Source organism: Pseudarthrobacter sp. CCNWLW217 (genome assembly GCF_037203985.1).
Classification (GTDB): domain Bacteria; phylum Actinomycetota; class Actinomycetes; order Actinomycetales; family Micrococcaceae; genus Arthrobacter.
The window spans coordinates 11,738-32,508 of the sequence record NZ_JBBCBT010000004.1 but is presented as its reverse complement, the minus strand read 5'-3'; the positions used below and the strand labels follow the sequence as shown (position 1 = coordinate 32,508).

At 64.7% G+C, this 20,771-nt stretch carries 19 protein-coding genes and 1 riboswitch; of the genes, 8 read left to right on the top strand and 11 right to left on the bottom strand.

Features of this window, described 5'->3' with window-relative positions; all coding sequences use genetic code 11:
- Positions 1 to 49: 49 nt before the first annotated feature.
- Positions 50 to 1,123, bottom strand: a complete 1,074-nt coding sequence (locus V9L18_RS06250; protein WP_337346320.1) for a lipid II:glycine glycyltransferase FemX — start codon at positions 1,121 to 1,123, stop codon at positions 50 to 52.
- 155 nt (positions 1,124 to 1,278) lie between these two features.
- On the opposite strand from V9L18_RS06250, the gene V9L18_RS06245 reads away from it, so the two are divergent.
- Positions 1,279 to 1,824 (top strand): TspO/MBR family protein, encoded by a 546-nt coding sequence (locus V9L18_RS06245; protein WP_337346319.1) that lies wholly within the window; start codon positions 1,279 to 1,281, stop codon positions 1,822 to 1,824.
- On the opposite strand, the gene V9L18_RS06240 is transcribed toward V9L18_RS06245, so the two are convergent.
- The 6 genes from V9L18_RS06240 to V9L18_RS06215 all read right to left on the bottom strand — a co-directional run bounded on the left by V9L18_RS06240 (position 1,821) and on the right by V9L18_RS06215 (position 10,184).
- The gene (locus V9L18_RS06240) at positions 1,821 to 3,248 is read right to left on the bottom strand and encodes an L-serine ammonia-lyase (protein WP_337346318.1); all 1,428 of its coding nucleotides are present in this window, start codon (positions 3,246 to 3,248) and stop codon (positions 1,821 to 1,823) included. The genes V9L18_RS06245 and V9L18_RS06240 overlap by 4 nt on opposite strands.
- 171 nt (positions 3,249 to 3,419) lie before the next feature.
- On the bottom strand, positions 3,420 to 4,745 hold the full coding sequence (gene glyA / locus V9L18_RS06235; RefSeq protein ID WP_337346317.1) for a serine hydroxymethyltransferase: 1,326 nt from the start codon (positions 4,743 to 4,745) through the stop codon (positions 3,420 to 3,422).
- Positions 4,742 to 5,125, bottom strand: coding sequence for a glycine cleavage system protein GcvH (gene gcvH / locus V9L18_RS06230; RefSeq protein ID WP_337346316.1), 384 nt, complete (start codon positions 5,123 to 5,125; stop codon positions 4,742 to 4,744). The genes glyA and gcvH overlap by 4 nt, the downstream gene beginning before the upstream one ends.
- A gap of 56 nt (positions 5,126 to 5,181) precedes the next feature.
- Positions 5,182 to 6,330 (bottom strand): glycine cleavage system aminomethyltransferase GcvT, encoded by a 1,149-nt coding sequence (gene gcvT, locus V9L18_RS06225; protein WP_337346315.1) that lies wholly within the window; start codon positions 6,328 to 6,330, stop codon positions 5,182 to 5,184.
- A 10-nt stretch (positions 6,331 to 6,340) separates the two neighbouring features.
- Complete coding sequence (gene gcvP / locus V9L18_RS06220) at positions 6,341 to 9,241, bottom strand: aminomethyl-transferring glycine dehydrogenase (RefSeq protein ID WP_337346314.1); 2,901 nt, start codon at positions 9,239 to 9,241, stop codon at positions 6,341 to 6,343.
- Between the two features lie 186 nt (positions 9,242 to 9,427).
- Positions 9,428 to 9,526: riboswitch (glycine riboswitch) on the bottom strand.
- Positions 9,527 to 9,644: 118 nt separating this feature from the next.
- Positions 9,645 to 10,184: a TetR/AcrR family transcriptional regulator gene (locus V9L18_RS06215; RefSeq protein WP_337346313.1), complete on the bottom strand. Its 540-nt coding sequence runs from the start codon at positions 10,182 to 10,184 to the stop codon at positions 9,645 to 9,647.
- A gap of 69 nt (positions 10,185 to 10,253) precedes the next feature.
- Between V9L18_RS06215 and V9L18_RS06210 the strand changes: the two genes are divergently transcribed.
- Entirely contained in the window at positions 10,254 to 11,834 is a 1,581-nt protein-coding gene (locus tag V9L18_RS06210; protein WP_337346312.1) for an MFS transporter, read from the top strand.
- Between the two features lie 106 nt (positions 11,835 to 11,940).
- Here the strand turns inward: V9L18_RS06210 and V9L18_RS06205 are convergent, their stop codons facing one another.
- Complete coding sequence (locus V9L18_RS06205; protein WP_337346311.1) at positions 11,941 to 12,420, bottom strand: Dps family protein; 480 nt, start codon at positions 12,418 to 12,420, stop codon at positions 11,941 to 11,943.
- 204 nt (positions 12,421 to 12,624) lie between these two features.
- Between V9L18_RS06205 and V9L18_RS06200 the strand changes: the two genes are divergently transcribed.
- From V9L18_RS06200 to V9L18_RS06190, 3 genes are read left to right on the top strand one after another with little or no spacing between them, the layout of a single operon-like run.
- The gene (locus V9L18_RS06200) at positions 12,625 to 13,674 is read left to right on the top strand and encodes a nitrilase-related carbon-nitrogen hydrolase (protein ID WP_337346310.1); all 1,050 of its coding nucleotides are present in this window, start codon (positions 12,625 to 12,627) and stop codon (positions 13,672 to 13,674) included.
- Entirely contained in the window at positions 13,671 to 14,696 is a 1,026-nt protein-coding gene (locus V9L18_RS06195; RefSeq protein WP_337346309.1) for an agmatine deiminase family protein, read from the top strand. Before V9L18_RS06200 ends, V9L18_RS06195 begins: the two co-directional genes overlap by 4 nt.
- A gap of 13 nt (positions 14,697 to 14,709) precedes the next feature.
- Entirely contained in the window at positions 14,710 to 16,272 is a 1,563-nt protein-coding gene (locus V9L18_RS06190; RefSeq protein ID WP_337346308.1) for an APC family permease, read from the top strand.
- Positions 16,273 to 16,411: 139 nt separating this feature from the next.
- On the opposite strand, the gene V9L18_RS06185 is transcribed toward V9L18_RS06190, so the two are convergent.
- The 3 genes from V9L18_RS06185 to V9L18_RS06175 form a co-directional block, all read right to left on the bottom strand.
- Positions 16,412 to 16,963 carry an AMIN-like domain-containing (lipo)protein gene (locus tag V9L18_RS06185; RefSeq protein ID WP_337346307.1) on the bottom strand — a complete coding sequence of 184 codons (552 nt, stop codon included), beginning with the start codon at positions 16,961 to 16,963 and terminating at the stop codon, positions 16,412 to 16,414.
- Positions 16,964 to 17,255: 292 nt separating this feature from the next.
- Positions 17,256 to 17,558 (bottom strand): DUF4193 domain-containing protein, encoded by a 303-nt coding sequence (locus tag V9L18_RS06180; RefSeq protein ID WP_337346533.1) that lies wholly within the window; start codon positions 17,556 to 17,558, stop codon positions 17,256 to 17,258.
- A 108-nt stretch (positions 17,559 to 17,666) separates the two neighbouring features.
- On the bottom strand, positions 17,667 to 17,864 hold the full coding sequence (locus V9L18_RS06175) for a hypothetical protein (RefSeq protein WP_337346306.1): 198 nt from the start codon (positions 17,862 to 17,864) through the stop codon (positions 17,667 to 17,669).
- A gap of 164 nt (positions 17,865 to 18,028) precedes the next feature.
- On the opposite strand from V9L18_RS06175, the gene V9L18_RS06170 reads away from it, so the two are divergent.
- The 3 genes from V9L18_RS06170 to V9L18_RS06160 all read left to right on the top strand — a co-directional run bounded on the left by V9L18_RS06170 (position 18,029) and on the right by V9L18_RS06160 (position 20,673).
- A complete protein-coding gene (locus tag V9L18_RS06170) occupies positions 18,029 to 18,376 on the top strand; it encodes a hypothetical protein (protein WP_337346305.1) in 348 nt (115 codons plus the stop codon).
- A gap of 141 nt (positions 18,377 to 18,517) precedes the next feature.
- A complete protein-coding gene (locus tag V9L18_RS06165) occupies positions 18,518 to 19,717 on the top strand; it encodes a pyridoxal phosphate-dependent aminotransferase (protein ID WP_337346304.1) in 1,200 nt (399 codons plus the stop codon).
- Positions 19,714 to 20,673 (top strand): 2-hydroxyacid dehydrogenase, encoded by a 960-nt coding sequence (locus V9L18_RS06160; protein ID WP_337346303.1) that lies wholly within the window; start codon positions 19,714 to 19,716, stop codon positions 20,671 to 20,673. The genes V9L18_RS06165 and V9L18_RS06160 overlap by 4 nt, the downstream gene beginning before the upstream one ends.
- The last annotated feature ends 98 nt before the right edge of the window (positions 20,674 to 20,771 follow it).

The window sequence follows — 20,771 nt, the reverse complement described above, 5'->3', positions numbered from 1 at the left end:
GAATGGTGGCAGCGCTGAGATGTTGTGGACGGTGGAGTGTGGCGGCGGCTCAGTAGAACTGGTTGCCGGTACACATGGTTTCGAGGCGCCGGAAAACACGCTCGGCACCCTTGACCCAGAGCCGGTGCCGGACGGGTGCGAGGACGAAGTCGTAGCAGCCCACAAAATCCGTGACTGTTTTGCTGAAGCTGGTTTTGAACATGCCCATGCCGTAAAGGTTGTGGGACTTGTCCTTGATCCTGTCCGCGGGCGGGGTGCCGCAGAAGTCGTACTCGGCGCAGCCGAGCTCCTTCATCCTGCGGATCGCGGCCCACTGGACCAGGTGCGAATCACCGTACTGCTTCCGGTTCTGGGTGGACCCGCCGTCTTTGTACGTCGCCTTTGCCCCATAGTTGATCACAAAGGCGCCCACGCTCGGTTTCCCGTCCTCGTAGGCGAAGAAGAAGCTGCCTTGGCCACGGTCACAGAACTCGTCCCAGAACCGGGCGTAGTACTCATAACTGCGAAGGGGCATGGACCCTTTGGCTTTGACGGTGTTGGCCATCAGGTCATAGAGGGCGCGGTAGGTCTCCGGGCCCTGCTCCCGCTGGACCACTTCACAGCCCTCGCGCTCTGCCCGGCGGATGGCGTTGCGGGCACGTGAGGAAATGGACCGGAACACCTCGTTTTCCGGCGCGGAGATGTCCAGCAGGGCTGTGGAGTCGTTCGACTGGATGTTGGGGGCCTTCACCAGGCCGGCGGAAGCCAGCTCAGCCCGGGCTTCCGGTGAGGCGACGATGTCCGGCTCCACTTTGATGGCGAAAACGTTCAGCTTCCGTGCTTTCACAAATTCGGCACAGGCGGCCAAGGCCGGTTTGAGGTCCTCCGCGGCCCGGACGTCGGGCCCTTTGATGAGGTACCAGAGACGGCCCAGCACCGGGAATTTCTTCTCCAGGACCAGGTTGTAGCTGGCGGTTCCGCTGTTCTCCAGGACCAGGAAGCGGACAGCCCAACCGTTGCCGTTCTTCACCGAAGCGTAGGCCGCAGACTGCAGCATATTGCCGCCGTTCGGGTTCGCAGTGACGTGCTTGTCCCAGTTCTCAATTTCCTCGCCTGTGGCAAAGCGGGCGGTGAATTCTCGCAAGGGGGCGTGTCCTGTCTGTTGGTCTTGTGCGCGGTTCTGTACGTGTGGCTGCGGGCAGACATGTAGCCACAAGTCTAAAGCCTGAACCGGTACGGGCTTTTCCGCGGGCCCGTGGCCGCCTTGACTCGGGCTCCACGCTTCGTAAGGGTTGACGCATGGAGCCGCACCCTGAAGAGTCCACGCCCCGCTCCGGCAACCCCGCAGGAAACTACGGACCGGGCACACAGATTGTGGCACTCGCCATCTTCCTGGGAGCCTCGGCACTGGTGGCATGGCTGGGGGCCTTTGCCACCGTAAACAACGTCAACGGCTGGTACGTCACCGCCGACAAAGCTCCGTGGACGCCGGCCAATGGGGTTTTCGGTCCGGTCTGGACGTTGCTGTACACGGCCATGGCCGTGGCCGCCTGGCTGGTGTGGCGCCGCCGTTTGCCGGAGTCGAGGCCGGCGCTGGTCACCTACGGTATCCAACTGATCCTCAACCTGCTGTGGACCCCGGTATTCTTTGGCCTCTACCCTGTGCTGGGCACCACTGCCCTGTGGCTGGCGTTCGCGATCATCCTTGCCTTGATCGTTGCTGTGGCTTTCACGGTGCTCCGGTTCGGACCCATCAGCACGGCAGCAGGACTACTCCTGCTGCCTTACATCACCTGGATCGTGTTTGCGTCATCCCTGAATCTCTGGGCGGCGCTGCATAACTAGCATTCAACAACGTTGACGGCCAGGCCGCCCATCGCGGTCTCCTTGTACTTGGAGCTCATGTCCTTGCCGGTTTCGCGCATGGTCACGATGACTTCGTCGAGGGACACGCGGTGCGAGCCGTCACCCCAGAGCGCCATCTTCGCCGCGTTGATGGCCTTGGCAGCAGCGATGGCGTTGCGTTCGATGCACGGCACCTGGACGAGCCCTCCGATGGGGTCGCAGGTCAGGCCCAGGTTGTGTTCCATGGCGATCTCCGCGGCGTTCTCCACCTGCTGCGGTGTCCCGCCCATCACTTCGGCCAGGCCTGCGGCGGCCATGGACGACGCCGACCCCACCTCGCCCTGGCACCCCACCTCGGCGCCGGAAATGGACGCCTGTTCCTTGTACAGCACCCCTATGGCGCCGGCCGTGAGCAGGAACTTCACCACGACGTCGTCGCGGTCTTCCTGCGTGGCGTTCTCCATCCCTGGGGCGAAGTGCAGCGCGTAGTACAGGACAGCCGGGATGATGCCGGCGGCACCATTGGTCGGGGCGGTGACCACCCGCCCGCCGGAGGCGTTCTCCTCGTTGACGGCAAGGGCGATCAGGTTTACCCATTCCTGCCAGTACTTGGGGTCCCGGTAGTCGGGATCGTGGTCCCGGCTTTCCTTCAGGAGACGTTCGTGCCAGTCGGGGGCCCGACGGCGGACCTTCAGTCCGCCGGGCAGCAGCCCTTCGCGCTTGAGGCTGGTTTCCACGCAACCTTCCATCACCGAATAGATGTGCAGGAGCCCTGCGCGGATCTCCTGCTCGGACCGGGAGGCGCGTTCGTTGACGAACATGACCTCACCGATGGACAGGCCCTTGGACTGGCAGCGGCCCAGCAGTTCGGCCGCTGTCCGGAACGGAAGCGGAAGTTCCTTCCTGGACTCGTCCAGTTCCTTCAGCGCGGCGTCCTCCTCGCCCTCGCGGACGATAAAGCCGCCGCCCACTGAGAAAAAAGTGGCGCTGTGGAGGATTTCGCCGTCAGAGTCCGAAACGGTGAAGGTCATGCCGTTCGTGTGCCGCGGCAGGATGGTCAGCGGGCGCAGGACCATGTCCTTCACGCCGTAGGGCAGGGGAACACCGTTCCCAGCGCCAGCGCCGGCCAACTGAAGCGTCCCCGTCTCAGCGATCGCAGCCAGCCGCTCCTCCACCTCGTCAGGCAGGATCTTCTCGGGATGGAAGCCTTCCAAGCCGAGAAGGATCGCCGTCATCGTCCCGTGCCCGTGGCCCGTCGCGGCGAGGGAGCCGTACAGGTCAACCCGCAGGCTCGCGACGTCCCCCAGCTTCCCTGAGGCCTGAAGCTCCTCTGCGAACACAGCAGCAGCCCGCATGGGGCCCACAGTGTGTGAACTGGAAGGTCCAATCCCGATCGAAAAAAGATCAAAGACACCAACAGCCATGGTCAGTTCCTAACTAGGTAAGTGGTGGGGTTGGGTGAGCATGTCGCCAGGGCGACGGGACCGCGAGCGTCGGAAGAGCCTGGCTTTTCGAAAGCGTGCGTCAAAGCGACGAAGGAGCAGCACGCGTGAAAAGTCCGGTCCGCCGGCGCGGACCCAGCCGCAACGAGGCACTCAGGCGAGGTTGGCGACCGCGGGGTAGAGCGGGTGGGCTGCCGCGAGGGCCTCTACGCGGTGACGCAGGCCCGTAAGGTCCGAGCCGGCGTCGGCCTTCAGAGCCTCGGCGATGATGTCCGCGACCTCACGGAAGGCGGCTTCGCCAAAGCCGCGGGTGGCCAGCGCCGGGGTGCCGATGCGCAGCCCGGAGGTGACCATCGGCGGGCGGGGGTCGAACGGCACGGCGTTGCGGTTGACCGTGATGTCGATCTCCGCGAGCCGGTCCTCGGCCTGGTGGCCGTCAAGTTCGCAGTTGCGCAGGTCCACCAGGACCAGGTGCACGTCGGTGCCGCCGGAGATCACGTTGATGCCCTTGGCGGTGACGTCTGGCTGGACCAGGCGGTCGGCCAGGATCCGGGCACCGGCCAGGACGCGTTCCTGCCGTTCCTTGAATTCGGCGGACGCGGCGATCTTGAAGGCCACGGCTTTTCCTGCGATGACGTGCTCCAGCGGCCCGCCCTGCTGGCCCGGGAAAACAGCCGAGTTGATCTTCTTGGCGATCGCGGCGTCGTTGGTCAGGATGATGCCGCCGCGCGGACCGGCGAGGGTCTTGTGCGTGGTGGAGGTGGTGACGTGGGCGTGCGGCACCGGTGAGGGGTGCAGCCCGGCGGCCACGAGCCCTGCGAAGTGCGCCATGTCCACCATCAGGTAGGCGCCCACGGAATCGGCGATCCGGCGGAACTCTGCGAAGTCCAGCTGCCGGGCGTATGCGGACCAGCCGGCGACGATCAGCTGCGGCTTGTGCTCCTGCGCCAGGCGCTCCACCTCGGCCATGTCGATCCGGTGGTCCTCCTCGCGGACCTGGTATGGGATCACGTTGTACAGGCGGCCGGAGAAGTTGATCTTCATGCCGTGGGTCAGGTGGCCACCGTGAGCAAGGTTCAGGCCCATGATGGTGTCGCCCGGCTTGATCAGCGCGTGCATCACCGAGGCATTCGCCTGTGCGCCGGAGTGCGGCTGCACGTTGGCGAACTCCGCGCCAAAGAGGGCCTTAACCCTGTCGATAGCCAACTGCTCGATCACATCGACGTGCTCGCAGCCGCCGTAGTAGCGCTTGCCGGGGTAGCCTTCGGCGTACTTGTTGGTCAGGACCGAGCCCTGTGCCTGCATCACTGCCACGGCAGTGTGGTTCTCCGAGGCGATCATTTCCAGGCCGTCGCGCTGGCGGCCCAGTTCGTCGTCGATCTTGGCCGCGATCTCCGGGTCCAGGACGGACAGGTCCGCGTCCAGTGACGGGGAAACGACCTGCGTAAACTCCGCGGTTTCTGACGTTGCCGGGCTCACAGCTCGCCGCCGTTCTTGGACGCGTAGTCCTGTGCGGAGAGCAGCGGGCCGTCAGACTCGGCGGCCACCTTGAACAGCCAGCCGGCGCCGTACGGGTCGCTGTTGATCAGTGCGGGATCTTCGACGACGGCCGGGTTGGTTTCCGTGACCTCGCCCGTCACCGGGGAGTAGAGGTCGGAGACGGACTTGGTGGATTCCACCTCGCCGCAGGTCTCTCCCGCGGTCACGGTCGAGCCGACCTCGGGCAGGTCCACGTACACAATGTCACCAAGGGCGTCCGTGGCCACGGCGGAGATGCCGATGGACACGAGGTTCCCGTTCTCGCGGGCAACCCACTCGTGCTCGTCGGAGTACTGCAGTTCTGCGGCAACTTTAGCCATGTGTTATTTCCTTAGTTTGGTATTTGAAAACTGAGAGAGCGTCGGGTGGCGCGGGATTACTTTTGGCGCTTGTAGAACGGCAGTGCCACGACTTCGAAGGGCTCGGTCTTGCCTCGGAGGTCGATGTCCAGGGCAGTGCCGGGCTCCATGAAAGCGACGTCGACGTAGGCCAGGGCCACCGGGTAGCCCAGGCTGGGCGAGGGCTGGCCGGAGGTGACTTCGCCAACCACGGCGCCGTCCTTGAGGACTGGGTAATGTCCGCGGCCGGCCCGGCGCCCGAGTCCCTTAAGGCCAACCAGCCTCCGGCCGGTGGTAACTCCGGCACCGGCTTCTTTCTTGGCGGCGAGCGCCGCCTTACCCACGAAGTCGCCTTCCTTGGACAGCGCGACCACGGGTCCCAGGCCGGCGGCGAACGGGTCGCCCTCCAGGGAGAGTTCGTTGCCATAGAGCGGCATGCCAGCTTCGAGGCGGAGCGAGTCGCGGGAGGCGAGGCCTGCAGGCACGAGTTCCCCTTCGTCCGCGATGGCGACGATGGCCTGCCAGAGCGCGGCGGCGTCCTCGTTGGCCACGAAGATCTCGAAGCCGTCCTCGCCGGTGTAGCCGGTGCGGGCCAGCAGCAGCTCCTGGCCGGCGCCTGCCACCAGGATCGGGACCTCGACGGCGGCGTAGTACTTGAGGTCCGTGACCAGGCTGTGCTGGGCGGCAGGGACCAGACGCAGCAGGAGTTCCTCCGCTTTAGGTCCCTGGACGGCGATCAGGGACGTCTCGTCGGAGACATCGTCCACCACAACGTCGAAGCCGGCAGCGCGCTCGGCCAGCGCAGCTGCCACAGTCTTGGCGTTGCCGGCGTTGGGGACCACCAGGAAGCGGTCTGTGCCGTCTTCTGCGGCAGGACGGCGGTACGTGATGAGGTCATCGATGATTCCGCCGTCCTCGTTGCAGATCAGCGAGTACTTGGCCTTACCCACGGCCATGGCGGAGATCTTGCCCACCAGCGCGTAGTCCAGGAACGCTGCGGCATCGGGGCCAGTGACCCAGACTTCGCCCATGTGGGAGAGGTCGAAGATGCCTGCCACCTTGCGGACGGCGTGGTGCTCGGCCAGTTCGGAGCTGTACTTGAGCGGCATCTGCCAGCCACCGAAGTCGGTGAAGGAGGCGCCGAGTTTCTTGTGCTCTTCGTAGAGCGCGGTGTAGTTCTCAGTCATCGTGGAGTCCTTAGTTTTCAAACTCGGAAAGCGGCGGGCAGGAGCAGATCAGGTTCCGGTCGCCGGCGGCTCCGTCGATGCGGCCCACGGGCGGGAAGTACTTGTCCTGCTTGAGCGAGGCCACCGGGAACACGGCCTGTTCGCGCGGGTAGGCACGGTCCCAGTCGGTGCTGATGACGGCGGCAGCCGTGTGCGGGGAGTTGCGCAGCGGGCTGTCGTTGACGGTGAAGTCGCCGTGGGCCACCTGGTCGATTTCGGCCCGGATGGCGATCATCGCCGTGATGAAGCGGTCGATCTCGTGCAGGTCCTCGGACTCGGTGGGCTCCACCATGAGTGTCCCGGCCACGGGGAATGCCAGGGTGGGGGCGTGGAACCCGTAGTCGATCAGGCGCTTGGCCACGTCCTCGGCCGTGACGCCGGTCTTGGCGGTCAGCTCACGCAGGTCAAGGATGCACTCATGCGCCACCAGTCCGCCTTCGCCCGTGTACAGCACCGGGAAGAAGTCGTTCAGGCGGGCCGCGATGTAGTTGGCCGCGAGCAGTGCCGACTTGGTGGCCTCGGTCAGGCCAGCACCGCCCATGAGCTTCACGTAGGCCCAGGAAATCGGCAGGACACCTGCGGAGCCGAAGCGGGAGGCTGAGATCGGGACGTCGTCGCCTTCGGTCCAGGTGGCAGCGTTGCCCGGCATGAACGGTGCCAGGTGTGCTTTTGCGGCGACCGGGCCCACACCGGGTCCGCCGCCGCCGTGCGGGATGCAGAAGGTTTTGTGGAGGTTCAGGTGCGAGACGTCGCCGCCGAATTTGCCGGGCTGGGCCAGGCCCACCAGGGCGTTCAGGTTGGCACCGTCGATGTACACCTGGCCGCCTGCGGCGTGGATGGCGTCGCAGACTTCGCGGACGTCGGCGTCGTAGACACCGTGCGTCGACGGGTAGGTGATCATGATGCAGGACAGTGCGTCCTTGTGGGCCTCGATCTTGGCGTAGAGGTCGGTGTGGTCGATGGTGCCGTCGGCGGCGGTGGCCACCACAACCACCTTCATGCCGGCCAGGACGGCCGAGGCCGCGTTGGTGCCGTGCGCCGAAGCTGGGATCAGGCAGATGTTGCGCTGTTCGTCCCCGCGGGAGCGGTGGTAGCCGCGGATAGCCAGCAGGCCGGCGAGCTCGCCCTGGGAACCGGCGTTGGGCTGGATGGATACTTGGTCGTAGCCGGTGATCTCGGTCAGCTGGGACTCGAGGTCCGCGATCAGTTCCCGCCAGCCTTCGGTCTGGGAGTCGGGCGCGAACGGGTGGATGGAGGCGAATTCCGGCCACGAGATCGCTTCCATCTCGGCGGTGGCGTTCAGCTTCATGGTGCAGGAGCCCAGCGGGATCATGGTGCGGTCCAGCGCGAGGTCCCGGTCCGAAAGCTTGCGGATGTAGCGCAGCAGCTGGGTCTCGGAACGGTGGGTGCTGAACACGGGGTGCTGGAGGTAGTCGGAGGAACGCTCGACGGCGGCATCCAGCTCGAACGCAGGGTCGGTGCCAGCGGCCGCGTCAACAGCCTCGGCACCAAAGGCGGCCAGTACGTCATCGACGATTGCCGGCGTCGTGGTTTCATCGGTGGAGAAGCCAACAGTGTTGGCATCGATGCTGCGCAGGTTGATGCCCTTGGCTTCGGCGGCGGCGACGATCGCGGCGGCCTTGCCCGGTACCGAAACGGTGACAGTGTCGAAGAAGCTGGTGTGGAGCACGTCCAGGCCGGCGGCTTTCAGGGACGCTGCGAGGGTCTTCGCGTGGTGGTGGGCGGCCTGCGCGATCGCCTTCAGGCCGTCCGGACCGTGGTACACGGCGTACATGGAGGCCACGATGGCCAGCAGTGCCTGCGCGGTGCAGATGTTGGACGTGGCCTTTTCGCGGCGGATGTGCTGCTCACGGGTCTGCAGCGCCAGGCGGTAGGCCGGCACGCCGGCGTTGTCCTTGGAGACCCCAACGAGGCGGCCCGGCATGGAGCGCTCGAGGCCCTTCTGCACTGCCATGTAGGCGGCGTGCGGGCCGCCGTAGAACAGCGGGACGCCGAAGCGCTGGGCAGAGCCGACGGCGATGTCGGCACCCTGCTCGCCGGGAGGCGTGATGAGGGTCAGTGCCAGCAGGTCCGCGGCCACGGTCACCAGGGCACCGCGGGACTTGGCGTCGGCGATCACGGCGGAGTGGTCGAAGACACGGCCGGAAACACCTGGCTGCTGCAGCACCACACCGTTGACGACGCCGTCGGGCAGGCCCTTGGAAAGGTCAGCGACCTCCACCTCGAAGCCCAGTGCCTCAGCACGCCCCTTTACGATGGCGATGGTCTGCGGCAGGCAGTCGGCGTCCAGGACGGTCTTGCCATCGCGGGCGTCCTTGTTCTTGTTGGCCCGGCGCATCATCAGCACGGCTTCAGCCACGGCGGTGGCTTCATCCAGCAGGGACGCGTTGGCGATGGGAAGGCCCACGAGGTCCTGGACCATGGTCTGGAAGTTCAGCAGCGCCTCAAGACGGCCCTGGGAGATCTCCGGCTGGTAGGGCGTGTACGCGGTGTACCAGGCCGGGCCCTCGAGGATATTGCGGCGGATCACCGGAGGCGTCACGGTGTCGTAGTAGCCCTGGCCGATCATCTGCACGGCGGTCTTGTTCTTGGCGGCGATCCTGCGCAGCTCGGCGAGCGTCTCAACCTCGCTCAACGCTGCTGAGAGCTCCAGCGCGGAGTCCTGGCGGATGTCCTTCGGAACCGCGGTGTCTACCAGCGCATCGACGGTGTCGTAGCCGACGGCCTTAAGCATGGCGTCGACGTCAGCCTCACGGCGGGCACCGATGTGCCTGTCAACAAAGGGCGCAGAGGCTGAAGTAGCGGTAGCTGGGGCGGCGGAGGCCGGATAGACGGTCACAAGGAACTCCATAATTCAGGCGGCGAGGGTACGCCACATCGATTCGGGTTCCTCCCCGCTCTGTATTGGACCTGAGAGTTTCCGTGCGGTTCCGCTGCTGCGGAACAACACTTGCACCGTCGGTGAGCAGACCGGTCCGGGTGTTCCGGAACGAACCGGGACACCTCAGGCGGACAGCCTGCTACTTTCCAGAGTTGCCTCGCCGCGGCGGTACATGGGCCTGAGAGATTCCTGGGGAGGATTTGCTCCTACGGCGCCTGCTTGTACCTACTAGCAGAACTCTCCCGCCGCAGATCAAAGGCTTATTCATTTGGGATTGAGATTTGGCCGGTGACAGCCATCACCAATTGTCCTATGCCGCAGGCTTTCGGGCAAATGGTGACCGCATCACCGCCTTGGACCGGCCTGGCGCCACTCAGCCCCTCAGCCGCTCTACCGCTGCGAGGAGTTCGGCAACGTCACCCTGCCTGCCGTCTGCATTGCCGGACGGCCCGCTCTCCCACATGGCGTTGAAGTACAACCCGTCCCCCATGTACAGCACGGCCTTGGCCATCGCCTTGCCAACGTCCGCCCCGATCAACTCCAGCCACTGCTGCTGGATGGCGGCGAAACGACGGCGGGCCTCCTCGTGGGCTACCTCGGCCAGGCGGGTGGCGGCAACAAACGAACGGTCCATGGGGGTGTCCGACCAGAGTGAGGACCGGATGAAGTACGCCGCGGCACCCTCAGGCGCTGCCGCCATGGCCGTAAGGTCCTCACCGGCCAGGCGGTCCAGGCGCTCAAGGGTTGCGGTGATCAGCGTTTCCTTGTTCGGAAAGTGATACAGCAGGCCGCCCTTGGACACCCCGGCCTTTTTGGCAACTGCATCGAGGGTGGCAGCACGCTCCCCGACGTCGATGAGGAGTTCTTCAAAGGCGTCGAGGACGGCATCTCGCGCGACGGGTTTTCTGGCCATGGGTCCAATCATGCATCCTAAGGGTCCCTCATTTCTTAACTATACCGTCCAGACGGTACAGTTATCTGCATGACCACGTCCGCAACCTCCCGCCAGAACACCCGCAGCACGCCACCCACCACCGCATCAATACCCGCCGGCACTTCCGGGCAGTGGCGGGACTGGCTCGCTCTGGGGCTGCTCATGTTTCCGGTACTCCTGGTCGCCGTGGACAACACGGCGCTGACGTTTGCGCTGCCTGCCATCGCGAGGAGCCTGGAGACCTCAGGCGTCCAGCTGCTGTGGATTGTGGACGCCTATCCCCTCGTGCTTGCCGGGCTGCTGGTTGCCATGGGCAGCCTGGGTGACCGGATTGGACGCCGGCGGCTGCTGCTGGTCGGCAGTGTCGGTTTCGCGGCAGTCTCGGCGGCCACAGCATTCGCCCCGAGCCCCGAGTGGCTCATAGCCGGCAGGGCGGCGTTGGGATTCTTCGGGGCCATGCTGATGCCGTCCACCCTGTCCCTCATCCGCAATATCTTCCCGGACCCCAACCGGCGCCGGCTGGCCGTGGCCATCTGGGCGGCCGGCTTTTCCGGCGGCGCCGCGCTGGGGCCGATCTTCGGTGGCTGGCTGGTGGAGCAGTTCTGGTGGGGCGCCATCCTTTTGGTCGCCGTACCCATCATGCTGCCCCTCCTGGCCTTCGGTCCCGCCTTCATCCCGGAGTCCAAGGACCCACACCCCGGGCGGGTTGACGTGCCGAGCATCCTGCTTTCCCTGTTGGTGATGGTGCCCGTTGTTTATGGCATCAAAGAACTTGCCACTGAAGGCATAGGGACGCTTCCGCTGCTCGTCATAGGGTTTGGCCTTGCCATGGGATTCGTCTTTGTCCGCCGGCAACTGCGGCTGGCGAGCCCCCTCCTGGACATGTCCCTGTTCCGCAACAGGGTTTTCAGTACGGCCATCACGGCAAACGTCCTGGCGCTGTTTTCTTTCAACGGCTTTATCCTGTTCCTCGCCCAGCATCTGCAGTTACTGGAGGGCATGACGCCGTCCGCCTCCGGCGTGGCCATGATCCCGGCCCTCGTGGCAACGGTGGTGGCCGGACTGGTGGCAGTACCCCTGGTGCGGAAGGTCCGTCCGGGCTTTGTCGTGGCCGGTGGGCTGGCCCTGAGCGCAACCGGCCACGGGCTCGTGGCCTTCGGCAACCACAGCGCCGGCCCGGCCCTCCTGCTGGGAGCACTCCTCATCCTGGCACTGGGGGTGGGAACGGCCGAGACCATCTCGAACGACCTCATCCTGGGCGCTGTTCCCGCCGAGAAGTCAGGCGCCGCAGCCGCCATTTCCGAGACGGGCTACGAAGTGGGATCGCTGCTGGGAACGGCCGTCCTGGGCTCAATCCTGACTGCTTCGTACCAGCACAACCTGCTGGTACCCGCCGGTCTCGCAGCGGCCACATCCGGATCCGGCGCTCACCAGGCGGGCGAGACCCTGGCCGGTGCCATGGAGCTCGCGGGCACGTTGCCCGCACCGCTCGCGGAAGCACTCCGCGCCTCAGCGCGTGCGGCTTTCGATTCCGGGGTGCATATCACCGCGGGGATCGCGCTGGTCCTATTGGCAGGAGCTGCGGTGCTTGCCGCCGTCGTGCTTCACCGGGTTCCCAAGGCGCACTAGGCGAGCGCATTCCAGGAAGCCGGCAGGGCACAGCGTCATTCGCAACAAGAAAGCGCCCGGCTCCGGAGATGGCTCCGGAGCCGGGCGCTTTACTGCGCGTTATTCGCTATTTTGCGTCCGGTGCGGTGACGCTGGCGGAGGCCTTCATGGTCTCGGCATTCACCATCCACGCATACTGTTCCAGCTTGGCGATGAATTCATGCAGCAGGTCTGCGGTGGTGGGGTCTTCCTCATCCACTTCGTCGTGGACCTTGCGCATGGTCCCAACGGCGGCCTCAAGGGCGGCGACGATCCGCTCAATGGCATCCTTGGTGTTGATGAGGCCCGCCGGGAAAGTGGCCAGGCTGGTGCTCTTGGCCACTGTGGCGCTGCGGCCGTCCGGGAGGGCATGCAGGGCCCGCATCCTTTCGGCCATGTCATCGGCGAACTGGCGCGCGGCATCGACGATTTCGTCCAGCTGCAGGTGGAGGTCCCGGAAGTTGGTGCCAACGATGTTCCAGTGGGCCTGCTTGCCCTGGATGTGCAGTTCGATCAGGTCCGCGAGAACGGCCTGGAGGTTGTTGGTCAGGGTCGGTGAAGCTTTCATGAATCCTCCTCGATTGGTCCAGTGATCCTGACCGTATCAGCCGTGATGAGCCTACGGAGCAAAATTTCTCAGTGAGCTTACTATTCCGAACGAGGCGACATAAAAGAACGGGATTCATATAAGCCCTTGCGCGAAAGCCGGACGCCGTCCATACTAAATGAACGTCATTCATTTAGTGACGGTCGTCTCACTGGAAGTAAGCACATGATTGAAATTTCCTGCCTCGACTCGCCCGACTCCTTGGCCCGGACAGCGCCGTCCGAACGCCCTGCCCTCCGGGTCGGCGTCGTGCAGCACCGCTGGCATGCGGACACTGCCGTCCTGCAGGCCGAACTCGACGAGGGCATCGGCCGTGCCGCCAGGCTCGGTGCCACTGTAGTATTCCTGCCCGAACTCACCCTTTCCCGCTACCCCGCGGACACCCGCCCGGAGAACGACGTTCCCCGGCCCGGAGCCGTACAGCCACCGGCGGACCGGCCCCGGCCCTCCGACACCGCGGAAGACCTGCTCACCGGACCCACCTTCCGCTTCGCCGCGGACTCAGCCCGCCGCCACGGGGTCTCCGTCCACGCCTCGTTGTACCAGAAGGCAGACAACCCGGACGGCAGCGATGACGGGCTGGGCCTGAACACCGCCATCCTGGTTTCCCCGGAAGGTGAACTGCTGGCCCGCACGCACAAGCTGCACATCCCGGTCACCGCCGGCTACTACGAAGACAAGTTCTTCCGCCAAGGGCCCGCAGCGGCCGATGCCTACGAGGTCCACGCGCCGGCAGAACTGGGCGGCGCCCGGTTGGGCATGCCCACCTGCTGGGACGAATGGTTCCCCGAGGTAGCCCGGCTGTACTCCCTCGGCGGCGCCGAAATCGTGGTCTATCCCACCGCGATCGGCTCGGAACCGGACCACCCCGACTTCGACACCCAGCCGCTGTGGCAGCAGGTCATCGTGGGCAACGGCATCGCCAACGGGCTCTTTATGATCGCCCCCAACCGCTGGGGCAGCGAGGGGACCCTGAACTTCTACGGCTCCTCGTTCATCTCCGATCCCTATGGCCGGATTCTGGCCCAGGCCCCGCGGGACGCCTCCGCCGTTCTGGTGGCAGACCTCGACCTGGACCAGAGGCGCGACTGGCTCACCCTTTTCCCCTTCCTGGCCACCCGCCGCCCCGACACCTACGGCCGCCTCACAGACCCCGTGCGGCGTGACCTGCCGCTCGGCGGCGAAGCAGCCGTAGTCGAAGGGGTGAGCGCATGAGTTACTGGCGCATGCCCGCCGAGACCGCTCCCCAGGAGCGGCTTTGGATGGCCTTCCCCACCGGAGGGTACACGCTGGGCGACACGGAGGAAGATGCCCACACTGCCCGGTCGACGTGGGCGGCGGTGGCCAATGCCGCCGTCGAGTTTGAACCGGTCACCATGGTGGTGGACCCCGACGACGTCGGCATCGCCGCCCGCTATCTCCACCCTGCCGTCGAGGTACTCGCGGCCCCGCTCAACGATGCGTGGATGCGGGACATCGGCCCCACCTTTGTGCTGGACCAGGACGGGCACCTTGGCGCCGTCGACTGGGTCTTTAATGGTTGGGGCGCCCAGGACTGGGCCCGTTGGGACAAGGACGCACTAGTCGCCGGCGAAATCTCCGGCCGCACAGGCGCCCGCCACATTCTCTCCGCCCTGGTCAATGAGGGCGGCGGCATCCAGGTGGACGGCGAGGGAACCGTGCTGGTTACCGAAACAGTGCAGCTCGATCCGGGCCGCAATCCGGGACTCAGCCGTGCGGACGTCGAGGCGGAGCTCGCCCGGACCATCGGTGCAACCCACGCCATCTGGCTTCCCCGCGGACTGGCTCGGGACTCGGAGAGGTTCGGCACCCGCGGCCATGTGGACATCGTGGCAGCCATCCCCACCCCCGGCACGCTCCTGGTACATTCCCAGCGGGACCCCCGCCACCCGGACTTCCAGGTAAGCCGGGACATCATCGAGCACCTCCGCACCACCCGGGATGCGGCCGGACGGGAATGGAACATCATCGAAGTCCCCGCCCCGGAAACTCTGTGGGATGACGAGGGCTTTGTGGATTACAGCTACATCAACCACGTCGTGGTCAACGGCGGTGTCATCGCGTGTACGTTCGCGGACCCGAACGATGACAAGGCGCTGCAGATCCTGGCCGAGGCCTACCCCGGCCGGCGTGTGGTCGGCATCGACGCCCGGGAGCTCTTCGCCCGTGGCGGCGGCATTCATTGCATCACCCAACAGCAGCCTGCTGCCTCGTAGAAAGCGCTGGACAATGACGCAAACTATCCGCAAGAGCACCCCTACCGGCCAACCCGTTGGGGCTGACGCGCCGGGCACTGCACACGGCATTACGGCCAAGGGCCTCAAGGGCGGCCAGCTGGGCCTGCTGGCCGTTGTGGTCCTGGGCATCTCCACCATCGCCCCGGCGTACACGCTGACCAGTGCCCTGGGCCCGACGATCAACGAGGCCGGGCTCCAGCTGCCCTTGATCTTCCTCATCGGGTTTATCCCCATGATCCTGGTGTCACTGGCCTACCGGGAGCTCAACGCCGACTCCCCGGACAGCGGCACCACGTTCACTTGGGTCACTAAAGCCTTCGGTCCGTGGGTTGGCTGGATGGGCGGCTGGGGACTGCTGGCGGCAAACATCATCGTGCTGTCCAACCTGGCCGCCGTGGCAGTGGACTTCTTCTACCTCTTCCTGTCACAGCTGACGGGCTCAGCCGAGCTGGCGGACCTCGCCGCCAACAAGCCGCTGAACGTGCTGACCTGCTTCGTCTTCGTGGCCTTGGCGGTGTGGATCAGCTACCGCGGCATGCACACCACCAAGCTGGTGCAGTACGGCCTGGTGGGGTTCCAACTGCTGGTCCTGGGGTTGTTCGTGGCCATGGCCTTCGCTAACTGGTCCACCTCTGAAACAGCCATCCCGTTTAGCTGGGAATGGTTTGACGTCACCAGGATCGAGACGTTCGGCCAAATCGCGGCCGGCATCTCGCTGTCCATCTTTGTGTACTGGGGCTGGGATGTATGCCTGACCGTGAACGAGGAAACCACCAACGGCAAGAAGACGGCAGGGCTGGCAGGGACCCTCACCGCCGTCATCGTCCTGGGCATCTACCTGATGATCAGCATCTCCACCATGATGTTCGCCGGCATCGGCGATACCGGCAACGGGCTCAGCAACCCCGATAACCAGGAGAATATCTTTATCGCCCTGGCTTCCCCCATCATGGGGCCATTCGCCATCCTGATGTCCCTCGCCGTGCTCTCCAGTTCCGCGGCGTCGCTGCAGTCCACGTTCATGTCACCTTCACGCAGCCTGCTCGCCATGGCCCACTACGGCGCGCTTCCCAAGCCGCTCAGTCGCCTGAGCAAACGCTTCTCGACGCCGCGCACCGCCATCATTGCCGCCGGCGTCCTGTCTGCCGGCTTCTACGCGGTGATGCATGTGATCAGCGAGAACGTCCTGAACGACACCATCCTGGCGCTCGGCCTGATGATCTGCTTCTACTACGGCCTCACCGCGATCGCTTGCGCCTGGTACTTCCGGAACAGCGTTTTCAGCAGCGTCCGCAACATCGTACTGCGGCTCCTGTGCCCGGTACTGGGCGGCGTCGGCTTGTTTGTGGTCTTCCTGCAAACGGCCGTGGACAGTTGGGCTCCGGAATTCGGCAGCGGGTCAGAGGTCTTCGGCGTGGGGCTGGTGTTTGTCCTGGGTATCGGGATCCTGGCGCTCGGTGCAGTGTTCATGGTGATCATGGCCCGCCTTCGCCCCGGGTTCTTCCGCGGTGAGACCATCCGACGCGACACCCCCGCACTGGTGGTGCCCGAGTAGGCGCCACGCACTGGCTGGCCTCCGCGGTTGCCCGACCGCGAGCGCACAGAACGGCACCCTGGCCCGGATTTCCGGAACAGGGTGCCGTTCTTGGGTTTACTGTGCTTATCTCAACGCCGGTTCGCCATTGAACCGATGGTCACCAGAAGTGCGCTACGTCCACCACAAGCCGTGATCCGGAGCCCGGTCCGTCCAGGGTAAATACCCGGAATGGGAGCCGTGCGCGGACGCCAAGGCCCATGGTTGTGTAGCCTTCAAAGCTGCCTGCCCAAGCTACCTGACGGAAGGTCTGGTAGCCCGCCACGTTGGTCAGTTCGGCCTGGTTGGCCGGGCTGTACGTAGCGGTGCCGGTTTCGACGTCGTAGGACGGCGCGGTCACGGTGACGCTGAGGAACGCCTGCCCCCGCAGGGGAACCAGGTGTCCGGAGCCGTCCTGTGCCACGTAGTCTACGTAGCGGACGTTGTAGCCGGCCACAGGGCCGTTGAGATCAACCACCATCCGGTCGAAGCAGTAATGCTGCCCCGTCCGCACGTTGGTTACTGATGCGGCACTCATCGCTGGGTTGCTCTTTTCCAGCGATCCCCAAACAAGTCCGCAATAGGACGTGGTTGCCGAGGCGGGCCCCGGAGCCAGGAAACCCAATCCGACAGCCATCAAAATGACTGCGAGCCACGTATGAATCTTTTTCATTGTGGGCCACCTTTCGAGTGATTGGATAGCTCAAGCGTAGGAGCCTCAAAAGCCCTTAAGAAGGGTTGTATCCGCTTCGGCACGGAACCGTTAAAAGCGCCGGATTCCGGTCACGCGGGCGTAATCATGGGGGCTCTGCGGGGGCAAAAGAAACCCTATTAACACCGTTTCTGGACACTAGCGTTATGCATCATAACGACGCCGGCACGCGGCTTTGCGAGGTTCCGAGCCGGAGGGCAGAAAGGCGCCGTCCACAAGCGTGGACGGCGCCTTTCACATGGGCGTGGGGCAGCTAGCCTTCGCAGTCCCGGCAGTACTTCATACCGTTCTTTTCGCGGGCGACCTGGGATCGGTGGCGGACCAGGAAGCAGGACGAGCAGGTGAATTCATCAGACTGTTCGGGAACAACAATGACGGTCAGCTCTTCGTTGGAGAGATCGGCTCCCGGAAGGTCGATGCCTTCGGCGGTGTCGTTCTCGTCGACGTCGATAACCGCGGTCTGGGCGGCACCTGAACGGGAGGCCTGGAGGGCTTCCAGCGACTCGGCGGGAGACTCTTCTTCTTGCTTACGTGGAGCGTCGTAATCGGTAGCCATAGCGGGTTCACTTTCGTTGCTGCGCAGCGCCATTTCAGGCACCTCAGTGAAGCAGTTTAGGTCATTATGCCGTGACTTGGAGAATAGTGTGCCGAACCAGACATATTGCTACCGTTTGTTGGATCTCGAAGCCTCAGCAGCGTGCGCGGCCCTGGCGTGGTCGCTTGCAACGGCGATGCCGCTAAGTGCCGGGAGCCAGCCCCAGCGAGTGGCGTCAGCCATCGCATCTGCCGCTTGATCAACCGAATCGCAGAGGAACACATCGGCGAGCCATGAACTGGCGGAAGCAAGCAACGGAGGAGTCATGAACCGAACGTACGGGCTGAATGTTGTGGGCTCATTTCGTAGCCGTCTCGCGGCTGTTAAGCCCTGACGCCTTTGTGTAGCGGTCTGGGTTGTGGCGGCCCGCGCTAGTCAGTCCTACGCTGAAAATGCAAGCATTCTCCCTTGCGAACCGAGGAGGCACCACCATGGCAGTCAAACTCAACCGCAAAGCCCTGACGCATGCCCGTGAACTCGTCAGGGACGGGAAGGTGGAACGCGATGTCCGCGATGACTGGAGTGAGCACGCGCCGTCGGCCGACGACGAAAACGCCTTTATCGACAAGCATGGCTTTGACGACTTCGCCCAATGGCACCTGGGACGCGACGACGAAAAGTCGGACGAAACCAAAGGCAGTTTGAGCTTTCCGTTCGGCGATTTCAAGAAGGTGCACCGCTGCGCCGTGATCTCGCTGGAGAGCCGGGCCGCCCAATACGGGCATGACGACATCAAGGACGCCGCAAAGAAGCTTCTGGAGCTGATCGATTCGGAGTAACCGTTTCAGCCCGGGGGCGTCCTTGGGCTGTTCGACTGTTCCTTGGATATATCCCGGATATCACATCTCGTGGTCTGATATATTAGTCATGACTTGAATCCGCAGAGGATCGATCGTCAACTCGATGAGGAGTGGAACAGTATGCAGCAACTTGCGCACCGGCTCGAACGCCTGGGCACCGAAACCGCCTTCAGCGTTGCCCAAGCCGCGGCAACCTGGAAGGCGAAGGGGAACCTCGTGTACCCCTTCCATCTCGGCGATATCAACATTCCGACAGCCCCGCACATCGTCGAAGCGATGAATCGGGCTATCGCCGACGGCTATACGGGCTATTGTCCCGGCCCCGGCATCCCGCAGCTGCGCGAGGCCCTCGCCGACGATATCGGGGCCCGGCGAGGCATCACATTCTCCCCCGACAACGTCGTCGTGATGACCGGCGGCAAGCCCGTCATCACCAAGTTCCTGCAGGCTGTGATGAACCCCGGCCAGGAAGTGCTCTATCCCAACCCGGGCTTCCCGATCTACGAGTCCCAGATCGAGTACCTTGGTGGCACGGCCGTACCGTACCGCTACTTGCCCACGAGCCAGGGCTTCGCGATCGACCTCGACCAGGTGCGGGCATCTATCACCCCGAATACTGTCGCAATCATCTACAACGACCTTCAGAACCCCATCTCCGCCGAGTCGACGGCGGCTGAGCGTGAGGCAATCGCACAGCTCGCGCAGGAGCACGACCTCTGGGTGCTCTCCGATGAGGCGTACTTCGAGACGCGCTATGAGGGTGTCTCAAGCTCGATCGCATCGCTTCCCGGCATGGCGGAGCGCACCGTGATCCTCTACACGTTCAGCAAGAAGTTCGCCATGACCGGGTCCCGCCTGGGGTGCGCCGTCGCCCCGATCGAGATCGCCAGGATTCTCAGCACACTCAATACCAACGATGAGTCGTGCACCACGCACTACGTGCAATGGGCAGGCATCGAAGCGCTCCGTGGCACCCAGGAACCCGTTCAGCAGATGCTCGACATCCTGCGCGAGCGCCGGGATGCCGCATGCGAACTCGTGAACGACATCTCCGGCGTGCACGTCGCCGTGCCGCAGTCGACGTTCTACCTTTTCCCCGACGTCACTGATGCCATGGAACGCATGGGTTACACGGCAGTCGGCGATTTCGCCTCGGCAGCGCTGCAGGAAACCGGCGTCTCATTCTGCACCCGCGAGCACTTCGGCCGCCGCCAACCAGGCGAGGACCGGCAGTACATCCGGCTCGCCTACTCGGGCATCGACGTCGCTGATATCCGCGATGGCCTCGGCCGCCTGCGCAAGTGGATCGAGACGGCATGAGCCGGGTCGTCGTCACGGGACGGGTACCCGAAACCGCACTCGAGAAGCTCCGCGCCGAGCATGAAATCGATGCCTGGCCGGGTCCGGAGTCGATTGGCCGCGAGGAGCTGCTGCGCCGGGTAGCCGGGGCCGAAGCCGTGGTAAGCCTGCTCACCGAACGCATCGACGCCGAACTGCTCGACGCCGCCGGCCCGCAGCTCAAAGTAGTCGCGAACGTCGCCGTCGGCTATGACAACATCGATGTGCCGGCCTGCACCGAACGGGGCATCGTCGCCACCAACACACCCGGCGTGCTCACGGAGGCCACGGCCGACATCGCACTTGGCCTCATCCTCTCTGCGACTCGCCGGCTCGGCGAGGGGGAACGGCTCATCCGCTCCGGCCAGGAGTGGAAGTGGGGCATGTTCTTCCTTCTCGGCAGCAGCCTGCAGGGCAAGACCCTTGGCATCGTCGGCATGGGCGGCATCGGCCAGGCGACCGCACGCCGGGCAAGGGCCTTCGGCATGGATATCGTCTACCAGTCACGCAGTGAGATCGACCCCGCGGTTGCAAACGAGCTGGACGCCCGGCGAGTCGAGCTCGACGAGCTGCTGGCCATCTCCGACGTCGTCTCGCTGCACTGCCCCTACGGGCCTGCCACGCACCATCTGATCGGCGCGGAACAACTCGCCGCGATGAAGGCCTCGGCGTACCTCGTCAACACCGCGCGCGGACCGATCGTTGACGAAGCGGCGCTCGCATCGGCGCTTCGCGAGGGGCAGATTGCGGGCGCGGGGCTCGACGTTTTTGAGAAGGAGCCCAGCGTGCACCCCGGATTGCTCGAACTCGAGAACGTGGTACTCGTGCCGCACCTCGGCTCCGCCACTGTCGAGACGCGCACCGCCATGGCGATGCTCGCAGCAGAGAACGTGCTCGCCGTGCTCAATGACGAACGACCGCCCGCACCGCTAAATTAGCGGAAGTCGGGCGCTCGCGTGCCAGCCGAGTGAATAAAGTACGAGCCCCGTCCGGAAGGACGGGGCTCGTACTCGTTCCTGGTCGGGACTCGCCAGTC